The organism is Desulforhopalus singaporensis (assembly GCF_900104445.1).
Taxonomy (GTDB): domain Bacteria; phylum Desulfobacterota; class Desulfobulbia; order Desulfobulbales; family Desulfocapsaceae; genus Desulforhopalus_A; species Desulforhopalus_A singaporensis.
Genome location: NZ_FNJI01000001.1, coordinates 61,928 through 81,625, shown reverse-complemented (window position 1 = coordinate 81,625; position 19,698 = coordinate 61,928). Strand labels below are relative to the sequence as shown.

The 19,698-nt window shown below is 52.7% G+C and carries 19 protein-coding genes and 1 riboswitch; of the genes, 8 read left to right on the top strand and 11 right to left on the bottom strand.

Features of this window, described 5'->3' with window-relative positions; genetic code table 11:
- Positions 1-3 precede the first annotated feature (3 nt).
- Both BLQ17_RS00335 and trpD read right to left on the bottom strand, forming a co-directional pair.
- Positions 4-225 (bottom strand): hypothetical protein, encoded by a 222-nt coding sequence (locus tag BLQ17_RS00335; RefSeq protein WP_092218628.1) that lies wholly within the window; start codon positions 223-225, stop codon positions 4-6.
- A 9-nt stretch (positions 226-234) separates the two neighbouring features.
- The gene (gene trpD / locus BLQ17_RS00330) at positions 235-1,332 is read right to left on the bottom strand and encodes an anthranilate phosphoribosyltransferase (RefSeq protein ID WP_092218915.1); all 1,098 of its coding nucleotides are present in this window, start codon (positions 1,330-1,332) and stop codon (positions 235-237) included.
- A 262-nt stretch (positions 1,333-1,594) separates the two neighbouring features.
- Positions 1,595-1,825: riboswitch (cobalamin riboswitch) on the bottom strand.
- Positions 1,826-1,908: 83 nt separating this feature from the next.
- Between trpD and BLQ17_RS00325 the strand changes: the two genes are divergently transcribed.
- Complete coding sequence (locus BLQ17_RS00325; protein WP_092218627.1) at positions 1,909-3,276, top strand: D-serine ammonia-lyase; 1,368 nt, start codon at positions 1,909-1,911, stop codon at positions 3,274-3,276.
- Between the two features lie 398 nt (positions 3,277-3,674).
- Positions 3,675-4,094 (top strand): hypothetical protein, encoded by a 420-nt coding sequence (locus BLQ17_RS00320; RefSeq protein WP_092218626.1) that lies wholly within the window; start codon positions 3,675-3,677, stop codon positions 4,092-4,094.
- A 426-nt stretch (positions 4,095-4,520) separates the two neighbouring features.
- Here BLQ17_RS00320 and BLQ17_RS00315 read toward each other — a convergent pair whose 3' ends face one another.
- From BLQ17_RS00315 to BLQ17_RS00295, 5 genes are all read right to left on the bottom strand, one after another.
- Positions 4,521-7,646 carry an efflux RND transporter permease subunit gene (locus tag BLQ17_RS00315; protein WP_092218624.1) on the bottom strand — a complete coding sequence of 1,042 codons (3,126 nt, stop codon included), beginning with the start codon at positions 7,644-7,646 and terminating at the stop codon, positions 4,521-4,523.
- Positions 7,643-9,013, bottom strand: a complete 1,371-nt coding sequence (locus BLQ17_RS00310; RefSeq protein WP_092218622.1) for an efflux RND transporter periplasmic adaptor subunit — start codon at positions 9,011-9,013, stop codon at positions 7,643-7,645. The genes BLQ17_RS00315 and BLQ17_RS00310 overlap by 4 nt, the downstream gene beginning before the upstream one ends.
- Before the next feature lie 26 nt (positions 9,014-9,039).
- A complete protein-coding gene (locus tag BLQ17_RS00305; RefSeq protein WP_176761014.1) occupies positions 9,040-9,651 on the bottom strand; it encodes a DUF6448 family protein in 612 nt (203 codons plus the stop codon).
- Positions 9,652-9,873: 222 nt separating this feature from the next.
- Positions 9,874-10,473: a TetR/AcrR family transcriptional regulator gene (locus BLQ17_RS00300; protein ID WP_092218620.1), complete on the bottom strand. Its 600-nt coding sequence runs from the start codon at positions 10,471-10,473 to the stop codon at positions 9,874-9,876.
- Positions 10,474-10,675: 202 nt separating this feature from the next.
- Positions 10,676-11,209, bottom strand: a complete 534-nt coding sequence (locus BLQ17_RS00295; protein WP_092218618.1) for a Crp/Fnr family transcriptional regulator — start codon at positions 11,207-11,209, stop codon at positions 10,676-10,678.
- A gap of 347 nt (positions 11,210-11,556) precedes the next feature.
- On the opposite strand from BLQ17_RS00295, the gene BLQ17_RS00290 reads away from it, so the two are divergent.
- Positions 11,557-12,960, top strand: coding sequence for a TIGR01777 family oxidoreductase (locus BLQ17_RS00290; RefSeq protein ID WP_342674174.1), 1,404 nt, complete (start codon positions 11,557-11,559; stop codon positions 12,958-12,960).
- 6 nt (positions 12,961-12,966) lie between these two features.
- Positions 12,967-14,130, top strand: coding sequence for a hypothetical protein (locus tag BLQ17_RS00285; RefSeq protein ID WP_176761013.1), 1,164 nt, complete (start codon positions 12,967-12,969; stop codon positions 14,128-14,130).
- Positions 14,131-14,140: 10 nt separating this feature from the next.
- Here BLQ17_RS00285 and BLQ17_RS00280 read toward each other — a convergent pair whose 3' ends face one another.
- Positions 14,141-15,223 (bottom strand): hypothetical protein, encoded by a 1,083-nt coding sequence (locus BLQ17_RS00280; RefSeq protein ID WP_143005400.1) that lies wholly within the window; start codon positions 15,221-15,223, stop codon positions 14,141-14,143.
- A gap of 302 nt (positions 15,224-15,525) precedes the next feature.
- On the opposite strand from BLQ17_RS00280, the gene BLQ17_RS00275 reads away from it, so the two are divergent.
- The 4 genes from BLQ17_RS00275 (at position 15,526) to BLQ17_RS00260 (ending at position 18,458) form a co-directional block, all read left to right on the top strand.
- Positions 15,526-16,092 (top strand): thioredoxin fold domain-containing protein, encoded by a 567-nt coding sequence (locus tag BLQ17_RS00275; protein ID WP_176761012.1) that lies wholly within the window; start codon positions 15,526-15,528, stop codon positions 16,090-16,092.
- Between the two features lie 229 nt (positions 16,093-16,321).
- The gene (cfa, locus tag BLQ17_RS00270; protein WP_092218612.1) at positions 16,322-17,491 is read left to right on the top strand and encodes a cyclopropane fatty acyl phospholipid synthase; all 1,170 of its coding nucleotides are present in this window, start codon (positions 16,322-16,324) and stop codon (positions 17,489-17,491) included.
- A gap of 258 nt (positions 17,492-17,749) precedes the next feature.
- On the top strand, positions 17,750-18,004 hold the full coding sequence (locus tag BLQ17_RS00265) for a hypothetical protein (RefSeq protein ID WP_092218610.1): 255 nt from the start codon (positions 17,750-17,752) through the stop codon (positions 18,002-18,004).
- Between the two features lie 97 nt (positions 18,005-18,101).
- Positions 18,102-18,458, top strand: coding sequence for a TusE/DsrC/DsvC family sulfur relay protein (locus tag BLQ17_RS00260; protein ID WP_092218608.1), 357 nt, complete (start codon positions 18,102-18,104; stop codon positions 18,456-18,458).
- A 143-nt stretch (positions 18,459-18,601) separates the two neighbouring features.
- Here the strand turns inward: BLQ17_RS00260 and BLQ17_RS00255 are convergent, their stop codons facing one another.
- Genes BLQ17_RS00255 through BLQ17_RS00245 form a run of 3 tightly spaced genes read right to left on the bottom strand, consistent with a single transcriptional unit; the run spans position 18,602 to position 19,698 of the window.
- Positions 18,602-19,039, bottom strand: a complete 438-nt coding sequence (locus BLQ17_RS00255) for an FKBP-type peptidyl-prolyl cis-trans isomerase (protein WP_092218606.1) — start codon at positions 19,037-19,039, stop codon at positions 18,602-18,604.
- 54 nt (positions 19,040-19,093) lie between these two features.
- Positions 19,094-19,426 (bottom strand): ferredoxin-thioredoxin reductase catalytic domain-containing protein, encoded by a 333-nt coding sequence (locus BLQ17_RS00250; RefSeq protein WP_092218604.1) that lies wholly within the window; start codon positions 19,424-19,426, stop codon positions 19,094-19,096.
- Positions 19,426-19,698 (bottom strand): glutaredoxin family protein, encoded by a 273-nt coding sequence (locus BLQ17_RS00245; RefSeq protein ID WP_245694904.1) that lies wholly within the window; start codon positions 19,696-19,698, stop codon positions 19,426-19,428. The genes BLQ17_RS00250 and BLQ17_RS00245 overlap by 1 nt, the downstream gene beginning before the upstream one ends.

The window sequence follows — 19,698 nt, the reverse complement described above, 5'->3', positions numbered from 1 at the left end:
AGTTCACTCCCCTTCTTCTGCGATTTCAAAAGGCTCTTCGGTTATAACAAGTTTCATAAGTTTTCCATCCAGTCCCGCCTTCTTCAGTTCTGCCTGTCCTTTTATTGCCTGGTCAAGATGGTCAAGCGGATAGACAGACGCCTTGTTCATGCTGCAACGCGTAAACCCGTCCTGGGTAAACCGGAAATAGTCGTCTCCGGCTTTTACAACAATCAGCTCTATCATTTTCGCTCCTTAAGCCTTTTGCGCCAGAGCGTCCAGTTTTTCGAGACCTTTTGCAGGGTTGTCATTCTGCTTCTCCACCCATCGCCTTAACGCGTCAAGAGCTTTTCCTGAAAGCAGGATTTCCCGGGCCATCCGCACGCCCTCGTCAAGAGTTGCTGCCACTTTTCTGACGTGGAAAATCAGGGCGCTGTTGAGGATAACCGCATCATTTCGCGCCCCCTCTCCCCTGCCGGCAAGCAGCCGGTACATTTTCAGGGCGGCATCGTCCTTGTCAACATCGGCGGCAAGCTCCTCAGGGTTCCAGGTGCCAAGCCCAACCTCTTCTGGTACAAACGTTATCTCCTCGAACCTGCCGTCATGAAGATGCAGCCCAAGGCTCCTGCCGCATACCGATCCCTCGTCCATCCCCCTGTCACTGTCGTTGATGCCGCCGTAGATAACAATGGCATCGCTGTAGCCTATGGCCTGCATCACTTCAGCAACAGGCTTTACAAGAGAGGGTGCATAGACACCTCTTACCGCGATACGCGGCAGCGCCGGATGGGCAAGGGAAGCCGCGATATTCAGCGGCGAGCCGAAACATATCTGGGAAAGAATGCGCCCCAGCGCCATCGGATGGACCAGCGGACTCATGCCGTTGAACAGGCCGACTCCGGCTTCTTTTATACTGCCGGCGACCGTCTCCACAGGACATTCGACATCAACCCCGAGAAGTTCCGCCATGTCAACGGTCCCGCAGGCAGAAGTAATCGCCCTGGCTCCGTGTCTTGCCACCTTAACCCCGCCGGCGGCCGCGACAAGCGAGGCGGCGGTACTGATATTGAAGGTCTTGAAACTGTCCATGCCGGTCCCGCAGTTGTCGACTACCTCCATACCGTCGAGGTCCACCTTGTTGGTATCGAGATCGTAGACCGCACTCCAGCCCCCGGCGACCTCGTCGGCGGTCTCTCCCTTGGTGGTCAGCGCGGCAAGAAATGCTCCCTGCTGCATATCATTGACCTCGTTGGCAAGAACCATCCGAAACGCTTCATAGGCCTGCTCGCGGGACAGGTCTTCTTTTCTGACCAGTTGGGTTATAATCTGTCCAAGTTGTCTGTTTTTTTCCATTTCCATCGCTATCTCCAGTCTGCTGAGCCGAAACCGCATGTCCGGCAAAAGCCATAAACGCGCACCACGCAATTAACAATGAGAGGCCGGAACGAAACTGTTCCCGACCCGGATAGTCATTTTCATTGCCGGACAGAGAAAATTGCACGGACCCCGCCAGGGTTCTCCCATATCCGACCTATCCACACCCCGGCGCAACAACACCAGGGCCAGAAGCCAAGAAACAGAGAACTCCAGTGGTTGACTCTGAAGGCGGATATGATCACATCCACCTGTTCAGGCAGGCTTTCTGACTCACGAATTATTCTGCAGCAACCGCCTTCCCGGAAATTTCCAGTGACGACCCCCGCAACCGTAAACCGGCAATCGGGGTGATGGAGCGTTGTAAGCCTCCAGTTTCTGCAGCTTTCGAATACAGCAAGGACTGGCTTGTGACGGACTCCCACCGTCTTTCCTATTATCGTGTATACGCACCTGACAGGACCTGTTATACTCCAGGTACCCTGTGAAAATCAACGGTGAGATAAGGTTCTACAACAGATAACATAAAATCAAAAAAAACACTGGAGGGGAGAGTTGCGTGAAAAAACAGAAAAATCAGTCGATCAATGGTGCAGAACCCACCCCCTTGTCAAGGATCTTGTCAACTACCGTGAACTGACCTGGCACAACCCCGAAGCGTCGGCAGAAACCACCAGCCTGCCCGATTCTGCCCCGAGCCTTGAGGATATGGTTGAAGCGGAGAAAAGATGGCATCGCTTCAGGCCGTTTCTGGCAAAGGCTTTTCCCGAGACCGCAGCAGCAGGGGGGATCATCGAGTCCGGTGTTCGCAGAATCGCCACCATGCAGCAGGCAATGACAGATCACTTTGCCATGGAGCTGCCGGGAACGGCTCTGCTCAAATGCGATCATCAGCTGCCGGTTTCAGGGTCCATAAAAGCCCGCGGAGGCATCTACGAGGTCCTTAAGCTGGCGGAGGAAATAGCCCTTGCCAAGGGGTTCCTCAGCCTTGAAGACGATTATGCAAAATTGTGCGAGCCAGAGGCAAAAGCGGTTCTCAACCGTTATTCCATCGCGGTCGGCTCCACCGGCAACCTTGGCCTTTCCATCGGCATCATCGGGGCCGCTCTTGGCTTTCGGGTAACCGTCCACATGTCCCACGATGCCCGTGCCTGGAAGAAAAATCTTCTGCGCCAGAAAAAAGTGACAGTGGTCGAGCACAAAGGCAGCTACTCGGCAGCCGTTGCCGCGGGGCGAAAAAACTGTGCCAATGCCCCCCGTTGCCATTTTATTGACGACGAGAACTCAAAAGATCTCTTCCTCGGATACAGCGTTGCCGCCCTGCGCCTGAAAAACCAGCTGGCCGAACAGGAGATAGCGGTCGATCACAACAACCCGCTCTTTGTCTATCTCCCATGCGGGGTAGGCGGAGGCCCGGGAGGCATCACCTTCGGACTCAAGCATGTTTTCGGCCACAACGTATACTGCTATTTTGCCGAACCGACCCACGCCCCCTGCATGTTTCTCGGTCTCTACACCAAATTACACGAGCGGGTGGCGGTGACCGACTTCGGCCTTGACAACGTCACCGATGCGGACGGGCTTGCGGTCGGCAGACCTTCCGGATTTGTCGGCAAGATCATGGGACGACTGGTCGACGGACTATTCACCGTTAATGACACCACCATGTACCGGATGCTCGCCCTCCTGGCAGACACCGAGAACATAAGGATGGAGCCGTCGGCCCTTGCCGGCATGGTCGGGATCGTACGAATGGCCCAAAGCCACCCCCTGCTCTCCACCAATAGCCCGCAACACCGCGAGGAGATCGCCGCCAGGGCCACCCACCTGGTATGGGGAACCGGCGGAAGCATGGTCCCCGAAGGTGAAATGAGCGGATATTACGAAAGAGGAAAACAACTCCTTGAAATCGACCAGCAATAGGTTTTTCCCGCCTGCAGATATCAACCAGGCCTTATTGCAGCGATGTCATGATCTTCTTCGGGCTCTGCCTCGGCCACAGGTTCAGGCGGGTGCTTAACCAGGAAATTGCAAGCTGCATTGCCAGACAGCCAGGACGTCTCATCAAGCAGATCAAGGGCTGATCTCATTTTTAACACATAATTACAGCTGGCGTGATTAGCCGTTGAAGTTTGTTGCAGCGGGTTGGTATTATCAGTAGCAGGACCAGTCAATTTACCGGGTGATATACAAGCGGCCGCGCCAGAAGGCCAGGCGTAAAGACTACCTGTCGAGCCACAGGGTATCAAGGGGCCGGGACAGCAGGAGGAGCCCTGAAAAACAGAGGCGGTTTTACACATTGAGATAAAGGGACATAACCAATGGCTAAAAAAAGAACATACCGGGTTGTCGACGGCCGGATGAATTTTGTATGTCCGGAATGCCATACCAGAAGACTGGTGGGTGTTTCTCCCCACCTGAAAAACCGGTCGATCAAATGCCATAAATGCTCAACAGTCGTCAGCTGCACACTGAACAGGCGGGAAACTATTCGCGAGCAGCAGTTCGGCAAAGTCCTGTTAACCCGGTACGACAGGTCGGTGGTGGAGGTCAATCTTCTCGATATCTCGACATGGGGGGTCGGCTTCGAGTTACCATTCAGAGAGCTCAAAAAACTCTCTGTCGGCGAAAGGATCGAATTCAGGTGCCCCTGGAACCCTAAACTTCTCGGTTCTTCAGCCTACGTGATCCGAGCCATAAACGGCCGCAGGGTGGGCGCAGAACGATTACGAAAATCCTGATCCAAAGAATCGGACCTTTTGGCCATCAGGGGGTTACACCGACAGGGCAGTCGTAACTATCGACCAGGAGTTTTACCACCATTTTTGCCAGTGTCGCATGATTCATACTTGGGACAGGTCTTACAGCACCTGTTCTTCTTTTTATATTTCTCGCAACATTTTTTCTTGTCCTTGTCCATACAACACCTTGTTTGCGGTCATCACACCCCGTTTAATTCGCCTGCAGACGTGGCTCAACAACCACTTCACCTTTTAAAAAGTTCCAAAATTTCCCCATTTTTTCACACCGGTTCCGCAAAAAGAGGTTGTATGTGCAAGACCTCTTGCAGCGGGCTTATATGACTTATGTAAGCTCATATTATTTTTTTGACAACTCTATCATCCCGTTTTTTTGATCTGCTTACCGAGTCCTGCTGTATTTCAATCTTACTCCACGCCATTGCCCGACAGCCGAAAAGATTCATCGGCAGATTTTTTTTCATGCAGGCCGAAATCGCTCAATATCAGATAAAGACAGGGGATGACCAGCAGGACAAGCAGGGTCGAGGCGACCAGGCCAAAGACCACGCTCACCACCAGCGGGATAAGGATCTGCGCCTGGAGGCTTTTCTCAAACAGCAGCGGCAGCAAACCGGCAATGGTTGTGGCGGAAGTCAAGAGCACAGCCCGAAAACGGCTCCTGCTTGCCTGTCCCGCAGCAACAACAAGTGAAATATCCGCACTTCTGCCGTTTTTCAGAAACAGCACAAGCAGGAGCGAGTCGTTGACGACAATACCTGCCAGGGCGCTGAACCCAAGCAGGCTCGGCATGCTGATGACCACCCCCATAAGGAAATGTCCCCAGACAACACCGATAAACGACAATGGGATGGCGATCATGACAACAAGCGGCTCCATATAACTGCGGAACTGGAAGCTCAACAGAATAAAAATGCCGATCAGCCCCACTCCAAGAGCCCGTACCATGGAGAACTGGGTCTTTTTCGATTCCTCCGTCTCTCCGCCAATGGTTACCCCAATACCCGGATAGCGGTCTGGAAACGAGGACAGGAAATCTTGTTCAAATAGCGCCAGCAACTCCTTGGCATTGGTTATCCGGGTATCGATATCGCCCCTGAGGGTCACGGCCCGCATATTGTTGAACCTGGCTATTCTTGCCCGGCCGCGATCTATCTCCCAGTCGGCAAGATTGGCAAGGGCAATCCTGTCTCCACCGGGCACCACTACGTGATAATTTTCCAGGTCGTCCAGGCTGCTTCTGTCCTGATTTGCAAAACGAACGGTAACCTCGTAGCTTGCATCGCCAACCTGGATTTCATCGGCCGTTATCCCATAGAATCCGGCCCGCAGCTGTCCCGCAAGCGTCGCCGCGTCCACTCCCAAAGCCGTCGCTCCCTCTTTGAGACGAAGCTTTACTTCCGGTTTTCCCGGCCGCAGGTCATCATCAAGATTGAGTACGCCGTCAAATCCGGCAAACCATTGCTGCATCTGGTGTGCAGCCTTTTTCATAAGGTCGAGGTCATCGCCGCGCAAACGGATTTCAATGGGCCTGCCGGCTGGGCCAAACCCCGGCTCACTCATTGTCAGGCTGACGACATCGGGCAAGGGACCGGTCTCCTTACGCCAGACAGCCAGATAATCGTCAATCCGCCCCACCCTTTTTTCCGCAGCCAGAAGGTCTACGGTTACTGTGGCCACATGGGGCCCCTTTTCAAACGCCTCATCGTTTTTATTAAACTGGACAGCCGCGGTTACCACCAGATCCTGGTCTTTTGGCTGGATCTTTTTAAACCGATCGTTCATCGCAGCAAGGCCTTGCAGGATACGATTTACCGTCGCTTCGGTTTTTTCAAGCGGGGTTCCCTGACCCATGAGCAGCCGTGCGACCACCACATCTCCTTCAATCTCAGGAAAACCTATCACCTTTATTTTTCCGGAGGCGACCAGGCCGACAGAAACAACAAAGAGTGCCGCCACGCAACCGACAAAGAGATACCGCCAGGCAGCAACGAAATCGACGGTGCGGCCGACAAGCTGCTCGCGCATCCAATCAATAGAGGAATCGAATCGTTGTCTCAGCCCTTTCCTGCTCTTTTGTCGGTACCGATCCATGGAGTGCGACAGATGCGCCGGCAGGATGCAGAACGCCTCGACAAGGCTCACCGCCAGCACCAGGATCAAGATCATGGGAACGACCTTGAGCACCTTGCCGATCTGTCCCTCGATAAAAGCCAGAGGCCCCAGCACACAGAGAGTGGTGATAAATGACGAGGCAACGCCGGCTGCCACCTCCCGGGTACCGTCGACTGCGGCGGTCAGCGCATTTTTGCCGCGCTGGCGGTGAACTGCGATATTTTCTGCGATGACGATGGCATCATCCATCAACAACCCCAGGGCCAGCAGCAGCCCGACCATTGTCATCATATTGATTGTGAGCCCTAAATAGGGCAGGAAAAAAAAAGCGCCCAGAAAAGAGACCGGCAGGCCGGCGACCACCCAGAAAGAGACGCGCAGGTTGAAAAAAAGCCACAGGACCAGGAAAACGAGCAGCAGCCCCTCCCAGCCGTTGACCAGAAGCATCCGCAGCCGATCAGCCAGGATGACCGAGTTGTCCTGGGTGATGGAGAGCTCAACCTGGGGATGACGCTGGTGCTCAGCTGCGATAAAAGTTTTCACCCGGTCGGCAATGCGGATGGTGTCCTGATCCCCGGTTTTCATGACATTGAGCATGGCGCTGCGCCTGCCGTTCACCATGTTTTTTTCTTCGGCAAGCTCGAAGGTATCGTGGATTTTCGCCACATCACCCAGCAAAACCTCTCCCGCCCCGCTGCCCGTTTTGATGACCAGCTGCTCCAGGCCTAAGACAGACTGGTGGTGGTTGGCAAAGCGCAGGAGGATATCGTGCTGCCCTGTTTCTATACTGCCCGCCGGCAGATCGATGTTCTGGGCACCGATAACCCGGGCAAGCTCAACTACGCTCATACCAAGCTTTTGCAATCCGCTTTCCGACACCTCGACCCGGAACCGGCGAGCGGAGAAACCTTCGATATCGATCAGGGAAATACCCTCTTCCTGCATGCGGTCCTTGAGTTCCTCGCAATACGTTTTGAGATCGGTAATACTCATCGGCCCGGAAACGATGACGGAAACCACCGGGTCGGTTTTGCCGACCTCGGTTACAACCGGAGTTTCAACCTCGACCGGAAAATCGTCGACACCTTTAACCAGCTGATCAATTTCATCCATAAAAACCTGGAGATCCCCGCCTTCCGCCATTTCAACCGTAGTCAGGGCCAAACCTTCCCTGGCCTCGGAACGAATCTCCTTGACAAAGGTCAGGCTGTCAAGAGCGTCTTCCACGCGCCGACAGACAACCTCCTCGACCTCCTCTGCCGCAGCACCCGGATAGACAATAGTTATCAACACCTCATCCGGAGAATAATCGGGAAAAGTCTCACGCTGTATCTGCGGCAGGCTGAAAAGCCCCATGACCAGGAAAATAAGCATGAGCAGATTGGCGGCGGTCGGGTGTCCGACAAATTTGGCGATCACGGGTCTCTCCAGGTATTTTCCGCCTGGGCCACGATGCGCTGCTGCAGCTGCTCGTCGACAACAGGTACCAGCCTCATTCCGGTAACAGCCGGAGCGGGATCGGAGACGACAAGGGTCTCACCGCCACCAAGTCCCGATGCGATTACCGCCAGATCGGACAGGACGACAAGCGGCTGAACCGAAACCGGTTGCAGCCGGCTGTCACCATCGACGACAAAAACCCGGTCGCCGTGCAGCGCACTCCTGGGGATGACGATACTGTCGGGCCTGGCTGCTCCCTGCAGTTCAACTTCGCAGAACTGGCCCCGGGTCAGAGGCGGACGTTTACCGGGAATAACCTTGCGGTACGGCTCATCCACCGCGACGACCAGCCGAAAATCACGGGTGGCTGGATCGATCGTTTCCCGCAACCGATCCACCCGTGCCCGCCACTGGGCCTGCCAGTCGCCGCTCGTTATACGCACCGCCGCCGCCAGCCGGGAGAGCCTGTCCATCGCTGCCGGGTATCCCAGAGTCTGACTACCACTCTCATCCTGCATGCCGATAAGGTGGCGAAGCCGCTCTGGTGCCACCTGAACCTCTATCTCCGCCACGTCGGTGCCGTGCGCCTCAAAAAGCATCTGTCCCACCCCGAGAACCTGAAAAGGCTCGATCGCCACAGAACCTATACGGCAATCGAACGGGGCTCTGATAACGGTTTTGGCCAGCTCCAGCTCGGCCTGCTCCAGCTTTGCCTTTTGCGAGGCTTTTTTAGCCTCAAGGTTTTTTTGCCTGGACGGGATCAGCCTCAGGGTATTCTTCAGATCCTGCACCCGCTGCCTCTGTTGCAGGACATTGCGTTCTTCAAGGTCCACCTCATAAGGGGTCAAGGTATTCTTGTCTAGGGCGTTCTTCTTTCTTTTAAGCGACTGCTCGGCAAGCTCCAGCGAACGTTGCTCTATATTCAGGGAAAGGCGTGTGTTTTCTTTTTGAACCGACAGTTCGTCAAGGCCGGCTTCAACCTCCGATAGAGCGGCAACGGCTGCGGCCACCGCATACTCGTATTGAGCCGGTTCTATGGTCAATAACACGTCGCCGCTAAAGAGCATTGCACCAGCCTTCAACTCGGGATGAATCATTTTCACCGGTCCGCGAACCTCGGCAACCGCCCTCCACACCCTGCCAGGTTCGACAATACCGTACCCCGAGGTTCTTGGCACAAACCCGGTTTTGGCAACGGTTATGACCCGCACCGCCTGAACAGTTTCCCCGACCTCTTTCCGAGGTGGTCCGCTCCTGGAAACGACCAGTAAAGCGACCACCAGCACGGCTGCAACAAGCGGTATGAAAACAACTGTTTTGCGGCGAAAAAAACTGTTACCGTTCACGGCACCTCACATAACGACATGTTTTTTCAATGATTTGCACCTTCGCTGTCATGACCGTCCGAGCTGTGCCTGAGCAACCCGTGCAGACTTTCTGCAAAATGGGTAAAATCGACGTAGTGGGCAACGTACTTTCGGCCCGCCACGACACTTTCATCGGCACGTTCCCTGGCGGCAAGAGCCAGTTGGAACTTCTCCCTGATCGCACCCTCCACCGCTGCTGTGAGTTGCCGAGCCATTTTATCGACCGAACCGTCCGCAAGCGCCTCATCCGCCAGAACAATTACCGGGTCAACGTCATCGGCCGGTTTCAGCCCCGTATATGCTGCCCCCTCACCTGCACGGTGAACGCGGACCAGGGTTTCAAAAAAATATTTGTCGGCAAGCTCTAACGCGGCCTTTCCCCCTTTTCTCACTTCGAGCGCATGGGCAAAGGCTGCGCGTATCTCCTTTTCATCCTTATACCGGACCCATTTGAGGACCGGATCGATATTGCCCGACTGTAATCCGACTCTGGCATCAGCGATTACCGGACCATCCAGGGTGTCGCAATGACCAAAACTCTTTTTCGGCATCGCCAGAAAAACGAAGCCAACCAGCACCAGTGCAGCAATATTTTCTGCAAGAGTAAACGTTCTCATAATCCCCCCTTCGCTGTTTGCGATAAAACGCTCCGTTTTCGTCCTCGCTATCCCCCGGGACAGGATCAAAACGGGCGTTGTTGCTTCCCGGCTTTTGTGGTGCAGCATCAAGGCACACAGGCTAAAGAGACGACCGGCCCTGCTTCAGGATAAAACCGGCGACACCTCCCGCTGTTGCCGACTACCAATGTGAATATATTTTCACATAACGGGTAAAAAAAATTATTTCATTACTATCATCTCGCGCAACACCACCCAGCAGCCGCCAATATGGCCGTCGACATCAAACCGGCCCTCCCCCATATGGTAAAGCAGCGCAGCAGGCTGAACAATGCCCAGAAACATTCCGGCAACAACATGCGCATCAATATCTGTTCTGATTTGCCCCCGCTCCTGACCTTCTCTGACAATATCCTCTATTTCCGCAAGGTAGCCGGTAATTATGCGGTACATCCGCTGCCGTCTCTCCCGTTTCTGGCCCCAGAGTTCATCGGAAAAAACGATCCGAGGAATCCCCTGCTGCCGACTGATCAACCGGCCGTGGCGAAAGAGCATCTCTTTTAGCCGGTCAACACAATTGTCGGTCTGCTGTCTCACCTGTTCCAGATTGCTGTAGAGTCTGGCGCGAATATGTTCGAGCACGGCGCTCAGCATGGCGTCCCTGTTTCTGAAATGCCTATACAGCGCCGACGGTGCCAGTCCCATATGGCGGGCGACATCGGTCATTTTCAGCTTTTTTATCTCCTGGTCGCCCAGAATCGCCAGCGCGGCTTCGACAATCTGCTCTTTCCTGACTTCAGTGGGTAATTTTTCCGTCGTCAATTGTTGCGGTCCCTATGTGAATTTATTTTCACATTAAGCAAGTTTTTTCCTGCTGTCAAGATCGGGTGAATTGTTTTTCTCGCCGGGTCTTGCCCGTTCTTGTTTTCTGGCAGACAGAAGCCTCCATAAAAGACAGCCGGCCGTCCCCGTCATACTACTTTTTCTACAGCTGCTGGAAATAGATAAAAAGAAGCAGGAGCAATCAGACCCTGTCCACCCTGAACGCCTCAATCCAGCCTTCTGCCAGCTTATCCCTTGTCTCGGTAAACCGTCTGGACGCTATCCCGAGAATTTTTTCCATAAAGGGATATCCCGCCTCTGGCCGCCTGGTAAAATACTCGCGCAGCTTGTCGGTTGCAATCGCTACAACGGTCACAGGTTCAACGCAAACCGCCCTTGAGGTGTAGCGACCTGCAGGAGAGAGTGATGACCAGCCAAAAATCTCATGGGAGCCAATTGTCGTGACGACAATATTCCTGTCGGCGCTTTCGGTTTTGCGCCTGGAATAATCCTCAAACCTGATATCGGTTTTCAGAACCTTATCCCTGACGGCAACAACCAGTTCCACCGTCCCTTTCATCAAGCCGTAGAGCCGCACAGCCTCCTGCCCTTCGACAAAAACATCCTGCCCCGCCTTAAACTCCATTATTTCAACCTGGTCGGTGAGTTCTCGCAGAAGTTCCCCGGAAAAATCCTCAAAAATAAAAAATTCAGCAAGTAATTTACTCTTTTCCATACCCGTGCCTCCGAAAATAATCCAGTTATACTCAACAACACTCGAATCAGCGGTAACGCAGGCGCCCGTCTTTTACTCTATTTTTCCAGGTGCATCACACCACCACTATATTTTTCATAAACACCACAAGGTCCGCCCGCAAGGTTTGCACCCCCACCAGCCACCCATGGCCATATATCCGGTTGCCCCCGGAACCTTTTGTTGTTACTCTACATAATCGACAAAAAAGCGGCGTGGTGACGGTCGTCATATAATCCGAATAAATCGCATTGCCCCGACCCACTGCTTAAAAAACCAAAGGTGCAACCGTAAAGTCTTGCGATACCGGACACCATCGATACCTATCAATAAAAAAAGGGCTGAAAGAAATAGAATATTCACGAACCTCACATTATCCGTGCAGTGCACGCCGCCTCTACGACTGGCACTCACGCAGCGGTGCACTCAACCGCCTGCTGCCTCCCTGGCAGAAAACAGCCATCGTGCGGACCACAGGCAACATCGAGACCGGAACACGGGTAAAGCTCAAAATTTACAACGGCCCGGTGGGGTTTACCTTTTGTGCCCATCACGTCGACAATATTCCGGGCGTCATGTTTCGGGATGTTCAGGAGAAAGGCCCATTTTCCAGCTGGTCCCACAGCCACCTTTTCGCCGACACCCTATCCGGCTCGACACTTACCGACAAGATCGCATACACTCTTCCCCTGCAGCCATTCTGGCCGCGATTCGCACTGCGCCAAGTCCAGCAAAGCCTTGACCGGATTTTTGCGCACCGGGAATTTCTGCTCCAGCAGGACATCAGGCTGCACAGCCGCTGCAGTACCAAGCCGCTGCGCCTGCTGGTTACCGGGGCAAGCGGCGTGCTTGGCCGCGAACTTATCCCGCTGCTCACCACCGGCGGTCATAGCGTCTGGAGACTGGTAAGAAGAAAGCCCGACCCGAACTGCCAGGAGATATTCTGGGACCCGGCAAGGGGGTTCCTGGATCCGGGGCAGCTGCCGGAAATTGACGGGGTGATACACCTTGCCGGAGAATATATAGGACTGTCGAGATGGTCGAAACAGAAAAAAGAACGCGTCATCGACAGCCGCGTGCAAGGAACCAGGCTGCTCTGCCGCGTTATCAGCGCCATGAAGAAAAAACCTGAAGTACTGCTCTGCGCGTCTGCTGTAGGCTATTACGGAAACTCGACAGAAAAAGAGATGAGCGAAGAATCGCCTCCCGGCAGTGATTTCATATCCGAAGTATGCAGACTATGGGAGGGAGCAACGCAGCAAGCTGTAGAAAGCGGAATCCGTACCGTTTTGCTGCGGCTGGGAGTCGGCCTCACCCCCCGGGGCGGGGCTCTGCAGACGATTTTGCGCCACTCTCCCCTCGGCTTCATCAGAAGATTCGGCCCCGGAACCCAGTATATCAGCTGGATAACCACTGACGACATGATTTCGGCCATGCTCCATTGCCTTACCTGCCCCGAGCTCGATGGACCGGTAAATATCGCGGCACCGGAACCGGTTACCAACACCGAGTTCATAAAACTCCTGGCCAGGCTGACGGGCCGTCCGCTGCTTTTTCCGGTTTCCGGCAAGCTGCTGGAACTGTCCTACGGCCAGATGGCTTCGGAAATACTACTGTCGGGGTGTCATGTGTCAACAGTGAAACTGCAGCAGTCGGGATATCGTTTTCGACACCCCACCCTGGAAACGGCACTGCGGCAGCTACTTGGTAAAAACAACCTCAAACCTTGCTGATCTCCCGTGACAACATCGCTTAAAACAATTTTCTGGATAATCATGACCACGGCCCTTGCGTGTGGTTTTCTTCACCATATTGTGGCTCCTGATGTCATCAACTTCGAACGATTGCACATCTTCCTGTTCAACCTGGTGAGCGGAGGAACACTGCTCATCTATTTTACCGAAGACCGAAAAAAGCTCAGCCCCCGGGGGGTACTGTTTCTGGTTCTTGCGATCCTGTTTGCCCTCTGTGCATTTTTCCAGTGGTACCAACCGACCCTGGTCATCCCCCTGATACTGGCGCTAATTATTGAAAAAGTCCGGGTCGAACACTTCGGCGGATGGCTGCCGATGGCCCTGTTTGACAGCAATGAAGCAACCAGCAGGAAATTCCATCAGGCGTCCCTGCTCTGTTTGTCACTGGGACTGACCATATCGAGTATTGCCATACTCAACAGCCAGTTCACCCACTGGTTCAGTCTGGAAAAGCTCAAACTGGACACTTTTTTTCTCGGGTTCTCCTTTCCCATATCGCTCATCAGCATGTCGGTCATCTTTTCACTGATGAAAAACCACACGACTCCGACAGGTGACTATCTCAAGGAGTTTTCATTTTGGGTTATCAATCTCGGGGTCATCGTTTTCTTTCTGTTTATTCTCGCAGGATGGTTTCTTCCCCAGGTTTTTATCTCGGTGGTCCTGTTCATAACAGTGACCCTGATTCTCTATCTTTACTACCGACTGGGAATACGTCTGCAGCAGAAAACATTTCTCACCTCGGGAATTCTTTTTCTGGTGGTCACCTCTATCACCGGCATCATCTATATCCTGCTCGCCTTTTCCCAGGACTACGACCCGCAAAGAACATTGCCGCTGCTCAGAATGCACGCCTTCACCGCACTGTACGGCTGGAACCTCAGCGGCCTTGCGGTAATCAGCCGTCACGGCGACTTTCCAATCAAGCTCCATTCCCAGAAAGTTATCGCCCTGCACTGGCTGACCGTACTGATTCTCTGTCCGCTGGGCTATTTTCTGCCCGTATTTGGTGCACTCGCGGTGATCGGATACGGATGGCTGCTGCATATCCTGCTTTTTAACAGCGGACAGGTCGACACCGGAGTCGTAACAATGGAAGACAGGGTATTGGGACACAACCCGAAGCAATCCGATACCGTTACCAGATAAACTGCCGTATTTATAGTTCGGGCGGTCGGCAACTGTTGTCGAAAGGAACTGGTGAGGGGGCCTTTTCCAGGTGCAGCAGGTCGGCTGCGACACCACACTCCAGGCCAAAAGTGAGATAGCCGGCATACCCCAGAAGCGGCATTTCAAAAATATGAAATCTCTGCACCAACGGAATCGAATAGATCCATTTTGCGTAGCTGAAACTGTTCCACATTTCCCAGAACAGCCCGCAGAAAAGAGCGGAAATCGCGAGCAGAAAGAGCCGTTTCCAGTTCCCGTGCTTCAGTGGAGTAAATATGGTCGCACGGCCCAGCAGCCGCTGTATGCCGGTGACGATGATCAGGGGGGAGAGCCATAACAGCGGATAAAGATATTCCGGCCAGATGCCGATTGCCAACAATCCGGCGCAGCCAATACAGACACCACCCCCAGCCGCAACCCTTGGATACCTGATATCGACCTTCAGGTAGTTGTCAAGCCCGCCGCTCAATCCCGGGAAAGTGACGAACATCTCATAGGTGGACAGTACAGCCGGCAGGACGGTTGTAAAGGATAAGGTTGCAAACAGCGCATACTGGATCAATGACAACCCGTCAACCCCTGTATAATACCAGTTTCGGACATACCTGTTCAGGTATTCGAAAAACCACCAGAACAGAGCGCTGAATAAAAAAAGCCCGACGAGATAACCTGACCGGTGGGTCAACATGCATCTGCCCGACCTCCTGTATGTAACGCCATTGACCACTCCTATATATCCCAACCATAACGGGAAAAAGGTAAACGGCTGCACCCGGGCAAACCAGTCGAACCTGGTCCAGGCCAGGATCCAGGAGACAAGGCACAGCAGGACAGCGCCACGCCACCACCGGGGATAAGGATTTCTCGGGAGTAATTTTGGCGGGGTACGGCTCAGGGCCACTTTCACCGCCAGGGGCGTGATAACCGCGACAACAATCGACGCCATGACCACAAAGACCAACCATGAAAATCCAGCATGCACCACACAACCTGGCAACGGGAAAAAATCAAGAACCGGTCCAAGATCACCGTTTACCAACACTATTCCACACATCGGCAGGAGCGTCATCACAACAGCCACCGTTATAGCCGGCAACAATTTTTGCATAAGAAAGTTACGGTTCATTGTTTTTTATTGCACAATAAGTAAAAGCCGCCCGGCGGAAAACTGTTTTTCAGTGCTGACATATTGTATCACAATTCAGTTTCGTCCCCCGCCGTCCTTTTCTCTCTTTCCATCCGGTTGCTGTGATATAATAAAAAAAACACGAGGTATAAGGTTGGGCAAACTCTACTATAACCCGTTAACAAGGCGCGGTTTTTTCGTGGATGTGCAAACCGTGTAACACCCAAATAAAACAGGTGAGGTGTCATATGTCTTCGATTAAATGGCAAACAACCCTGGGATACGCTGAGGACTCGGCCATTGCAACCAGGAAACCAATCTTGCTGTATTTTCACGATAAAAATTGTATCGGCTGCAGGGAAATGGACAAGAAAACCATGGCATCCGAAGAGGTCGTCAACTTCGTCAACGATCATCTGATTGGGTTGCTGATAGATAGTGAGAGCAAGGAAGCGTATGATGAGTACAACACTATATGGACTCCCACGCTGATCGTTCTCGATTTTCACGGACGTGAGATACAGAAAACAGTCGGTTTCCACGGACCCGATTCATTTCTCGCCCGCATGCTCCTGGGAACCGCCAAGGTGTACTTCGCCGTCGGCGAATACGACGCCGCCAATGTTCAGTTCAAGAAACTGATGGAAAAATACCCGAACAGTACCACCCTTCCCGAAGCAATTTTTTACCATGGCATTAACGGTTATAAACAGCACAATGATCCAGCGGCGCTGAGGAGAGCCTGCGAGCACCTTGGTGAAAAATACCCGGAGAGCAGCTGGGCGAAACGAGCGACGCCTTACGCTAACTTGTAGTCATCGGATTTGACTCGAACCTGCCCCTTGTTTTAGAATAAACCGTAAAAAAGGGGGGAGCGAACCGGTGCAACAAAATTGCCAGGTGCATGGATCACCACAATGGTGATCATGACACCTGGCTGATATCATTGGTTAATACTGCCAACCTGACAATTAGGGGCATGGATTGCCCACGGTATGACCAGATTCCGGTTCTTTTTGAAACAGTGTTGAGTTAAAAATTTTAATGAACTTTCGAAGAATTTTTCCTTTTCGGGTATTTATCAAAAACGGCGGCCGCAGCGATCGACTGAAGAACTATTTCAGTAATCTTCTTTCCCTGGCGGATGTAAAGATCAACGGCGATCGCCCCTGGGATATGCAGGTTCACGATGATGCCCTCTACTCCAGGGTGATTGCCGAAAGTTCCCTGGGGCTGGGGGAGGCATACATGGACGGCTGGTGGGACTGCGAAGCCCTGGATCAGTTTTTTTTCAGAGTCTTAAACGCCGAACTCAATCTCAAGATAACCAACTGGCACGATATGCTCGCTGCCGCCAGGGCAAAATTATTCAACCTGCAGAAAATTTCCCGGGCCTTTGAAATCGGGCAACACCATTACGACATCGGCAACGATCTCTATCAACGTATGCTGGATACCCACATGATGTACAGCTGCGGGTACTGGAACAATGCCGAAACCCTTGAGCAGGCCCAGGAGGCCAAGCTCGACCTTATCTGCAGGAAACTGAAGCTTGAGCCAGGCTTGCGGCTGCTCGACATCGGTTGCGGCTGGGGCGGAATGGCTGCTTATGCTGCAAAAAAATATGGCGTGTCCGTAGTCGGGATCACCGTCTCCCACGAACAGGCCGAGTATGCTAAACGATTTTGCCGGGATCTGCCGGTGTCCATTGAACTGCGGGATTACAGGAACATTGAGGGCACATTCGACCGCATCGTCTCCATCGGCATGTTCGAACATGTAGGTTATAAAAATTACAGGACCTTCATGGAATGCCAGCAACAGCTTTTGGCCCCCGAGGGACTGACCCTGCTGCACACAATCGGGGGTAACAGGACAGTGGCTACCTGCGAGAAATGGATAAGCCGCTACATCTTTCCAAATTCCATGCTGCCCTCCATGCAACAGATAGCCACCGCTGCGGAAGGCCTCTTTGTTATCGAAGACCTGCACAACTTTGGTATCGATTACGACACTACCTTGATGCACTGGTTCGACAACTTTGACAAAGCGTGGCCCGAGCTGCAAAAGCATGCGTATGACCAGCGTTTTTACCGCATGTGGAAATACTACCTTCTCTCCTGCGCCGGCTCATTCAGGGCAAGAAAAAACCAGCTGTGGCAAATAGTTATGTCACCTGGGGGGTGCAGCTATGGGTACCATGCCCCAAGATAATCCTCCACAAGGCGGCCCCCAGTAAACAGCCAGACTACTACTTTACATTTCGTGAAATTACCCGGCAAGCTGTCACCCAGGACGATGGTGACTGCCGAGTGATCGCACCGACTTCCTCTTATCGCAGTAAATAATTGTCAAGATATACTACCGACAGTGATTACCTTATAAAAGTGACAGACCATTACCGCGGTGACGCATAGAGCGAACCGTGAAGGTGCTGTGATTGCTGAAAGAGACTTCTTCAGGAGGTAACATATGTACGACAAAAAACAGTTATGCGAGAAAATTACCTCTATCTATCCGGATATCGGTCAATGCGGCATCGATATAGATGTCGATTTCGACAACAAGGAAAGAGCCTGGGTAGTCCGGCTGGTGAAAGACAGCCATAAACTCAGCCACTATCTTGACCTGCCGGAGGCCGACGACTGTATGGACGGGAAAAAATGTGTATCACTCGGTCTTGAAATAGCACAACTGAGAAAAAACGTGGAAGGAAAACAGTTTTAATTCCACGTTGTCTACACTGCCGAAAGATTCTGCCCGCGACTGGAAAGCAAGCGGGTTGAACTGTCTCCTTATCGAACGAACACACGGGAGCAATAACATGAAGAATTTAGCTGTTGCGGGAAAAAACATTAAATTAAACGACGATGGTTTTCTGATAGACGAAAGAGACTGGAGCCCGGAGGTGGCTCAAAAACTAGCGACATCAGTGGGTATTGAATCGCTGGATGACGAGAAGATGGAAATAGTAATATTTTTAAGAAATTACTATAAAAAATTCCATGCATTCCCAATTCTCAACTATGTTTGCAAACATGTCAAACAACCCAGTCAGTGCCTCAACAACGAATTTATCAACCCAATGAACGCGTGGAAGATAGCCGGCCTGCCAAAACTCGACGGTATTCACTTCGTGGCGGTTGACGGGAAAAACTTCAAGCTTGAAGAGTGTTGCTGAACCGTTTGCGGATACGTGGCACCCCGGTTTTGCTCAGGTTGCAGCCTGCTGTCACCGTAAAGAGCGCTCCCCTGAAAACTTGTTCGGGGGAGCAGGAAAAAAGTGGTGACAGTATTTAGACCCGGAGTTGCGTTTGCACCTGTTCAGGCGACCCCCAGCAGCTCCACCTGATACTCAAGCTTCTGCCCGGCCAGGGGATGGTTGCCGTCCAGGACCACGGTCTCTTCATCAACCTGCTGCACGACAAAATTCGCCCGTTCACCGTCCCGGTTCTGATACTGGACCGTTTTCCCCGGAACCAGTTTCATGTCCGGGGGAAACATCTTCTTCTCAACCTTGATAACCAGTTCGCTGTTGTAGTGGCCATACCCCTGCTCCGGGGTTATTGTTATCTGGCGGGTCTCTCCCGGCTTCATGCCGGCAATTCCTGATTCTAGGCTTGGAAAAACCCTTTTGCTGCCGATCTTAAAGGTCAGAGGTTTGGTCTTTTCATCACTGACGCGGCTGCCGTTTTCCAGAATTACCGAATACCTTATGGTTACTGACCTGCCCTGTTCAGCAACTGCTGCACTCTTTGTCATAATCAGCCTGTTGGTTGAGATTGCAATTGATATTTCACCTTGGTGGTGCCGAGATTAAAAGCTAACCTTCTCCGGCGGTCGACGCTCCGGCACAACTACCTTCGCAAGCTTGCCCTCGTTGAATTCTCCACTCACATAGAGCGTACAATAGCAACTGCCGAACTCCCGGACATCCTCTTCCCGATAGTCGCAGGGGCAGATGATATCGGAATCGTTTTCCCTTATTCCCGACGCAAGTCTGCACGGACAGGCCATATACCCGTACCTCTCTTTATTGATCAGCAATCCGTCCAGAATCCCAAACGTATGTTTGTCATCGCGGTTGAAGAAATACCCCTGTCTTTCCTGGGCATCCTTCAACATACCGTACAATTCATGCGCATCCATCAGATCCCCAGTACCTCCTTTAACTCATCCTCCTTAAAGCCGACAACTACCGCTTCGCCGATTACCGTGGTCGGGAACGAACACCGCTTATTCACCTGCTTCACCTTCTTTATCGTATCCCGACGTTCCTCGCCAAGAAGCTCATCGACATAGACAAATTCAAACGGCAAACGGTTCTGCTGCAAAAACTCCATGAGTGCCCTGCAGTGACTGCAGGTGCTCACGGCATACAGCTTGATTTGAGGATAGCTGCCGGCCATGGTTCCATCCAT

Bases quoted from the DNA above. Each gene is read 5' to 3' on its own strand.
- BLQ17_RS00335 (WP_092218628.1), bottom strand. From the start codon at position 225: ATGATAGAGCTGATTGTTGTAAAAGCCGGAGACGACTATTTCCGGTTT.
- trpD (WP_092218915.1), bottom strand. From the start codon at position 1,332: ATGGAAAAAAACAGACAACTTGGACAGATTATAACCCAACTGGTCAGA.
- BLQ17_RS00320 (WP_092218626.1), top strand. From the start codon at position 3,675: ATGGCTAAAAAAAGAACATACCGGGTTGTCGACGGCCGGATGAATTTT.
- BLQ17_RS00305 (WP_176761014.1), bottom strand. From the start codon at position 9,651: ATGAGAACGTTTACTCTTGCAGAAAATATTGCTGCACTGGTGCTGGTT.
- BLQ17_RS00295 (WP_092218618.1), bottom strand. From the start codon at position 11,209: ATGGAAAAGAGTAAATTACTTGCTGAATTTTTTATTTTTGAGGATTTT.
- BLQ17_RS00275 (WP_176761012.1), top strand. From the start codon at position 15,526: ATGTCTTCGATTAAATGGCAAACAACCCTGGGATACGCTGAGGACTCG.
- cfa (WP_092218612.1), top strand. From the start codon at position 16,322: ATGAACTTTCGAAGAATTTTTCCTTTTCGGGTATTTATCAAAAACGGC.
- BLQ17_RS00265 (WP_092218610.1), top strand. From the start codon at position 17,750: ATGTACGACAAAAAACAGTTATGCGAGAAAATTACCTCTATCTATCCG.
- BLQ17_RS00260 (WP_092218608.1), top strand. From the start codon at position 18,102: ATGAAGAATTTAGCTGTTGCGGGAAAAAACATTAAATTAAACGACGAT.
- BLQ17_RS00255 (WP_092218606.1), bottom strand. From the start codon at position 19,039: ATGACAAAGAGTGCAGCAGTTGCTGAACAGGGCAGGTCAGTAACCATA.
- BLQ17_RS00250 (WP_092218604.1), bottom strand. From the start codon at position 19,426: ATGGATGCGCATGAATTGTACGGTATGTTGAAGGATGCCCAGGAAAGA.
- BLQ17_RS00245 (WP_245694904.1), bottom strand. From the start codon at position 19,698: ATGGATGGAACCATGGCCGGCAGCTATCCTCAAATCAAGCTGTATGCC.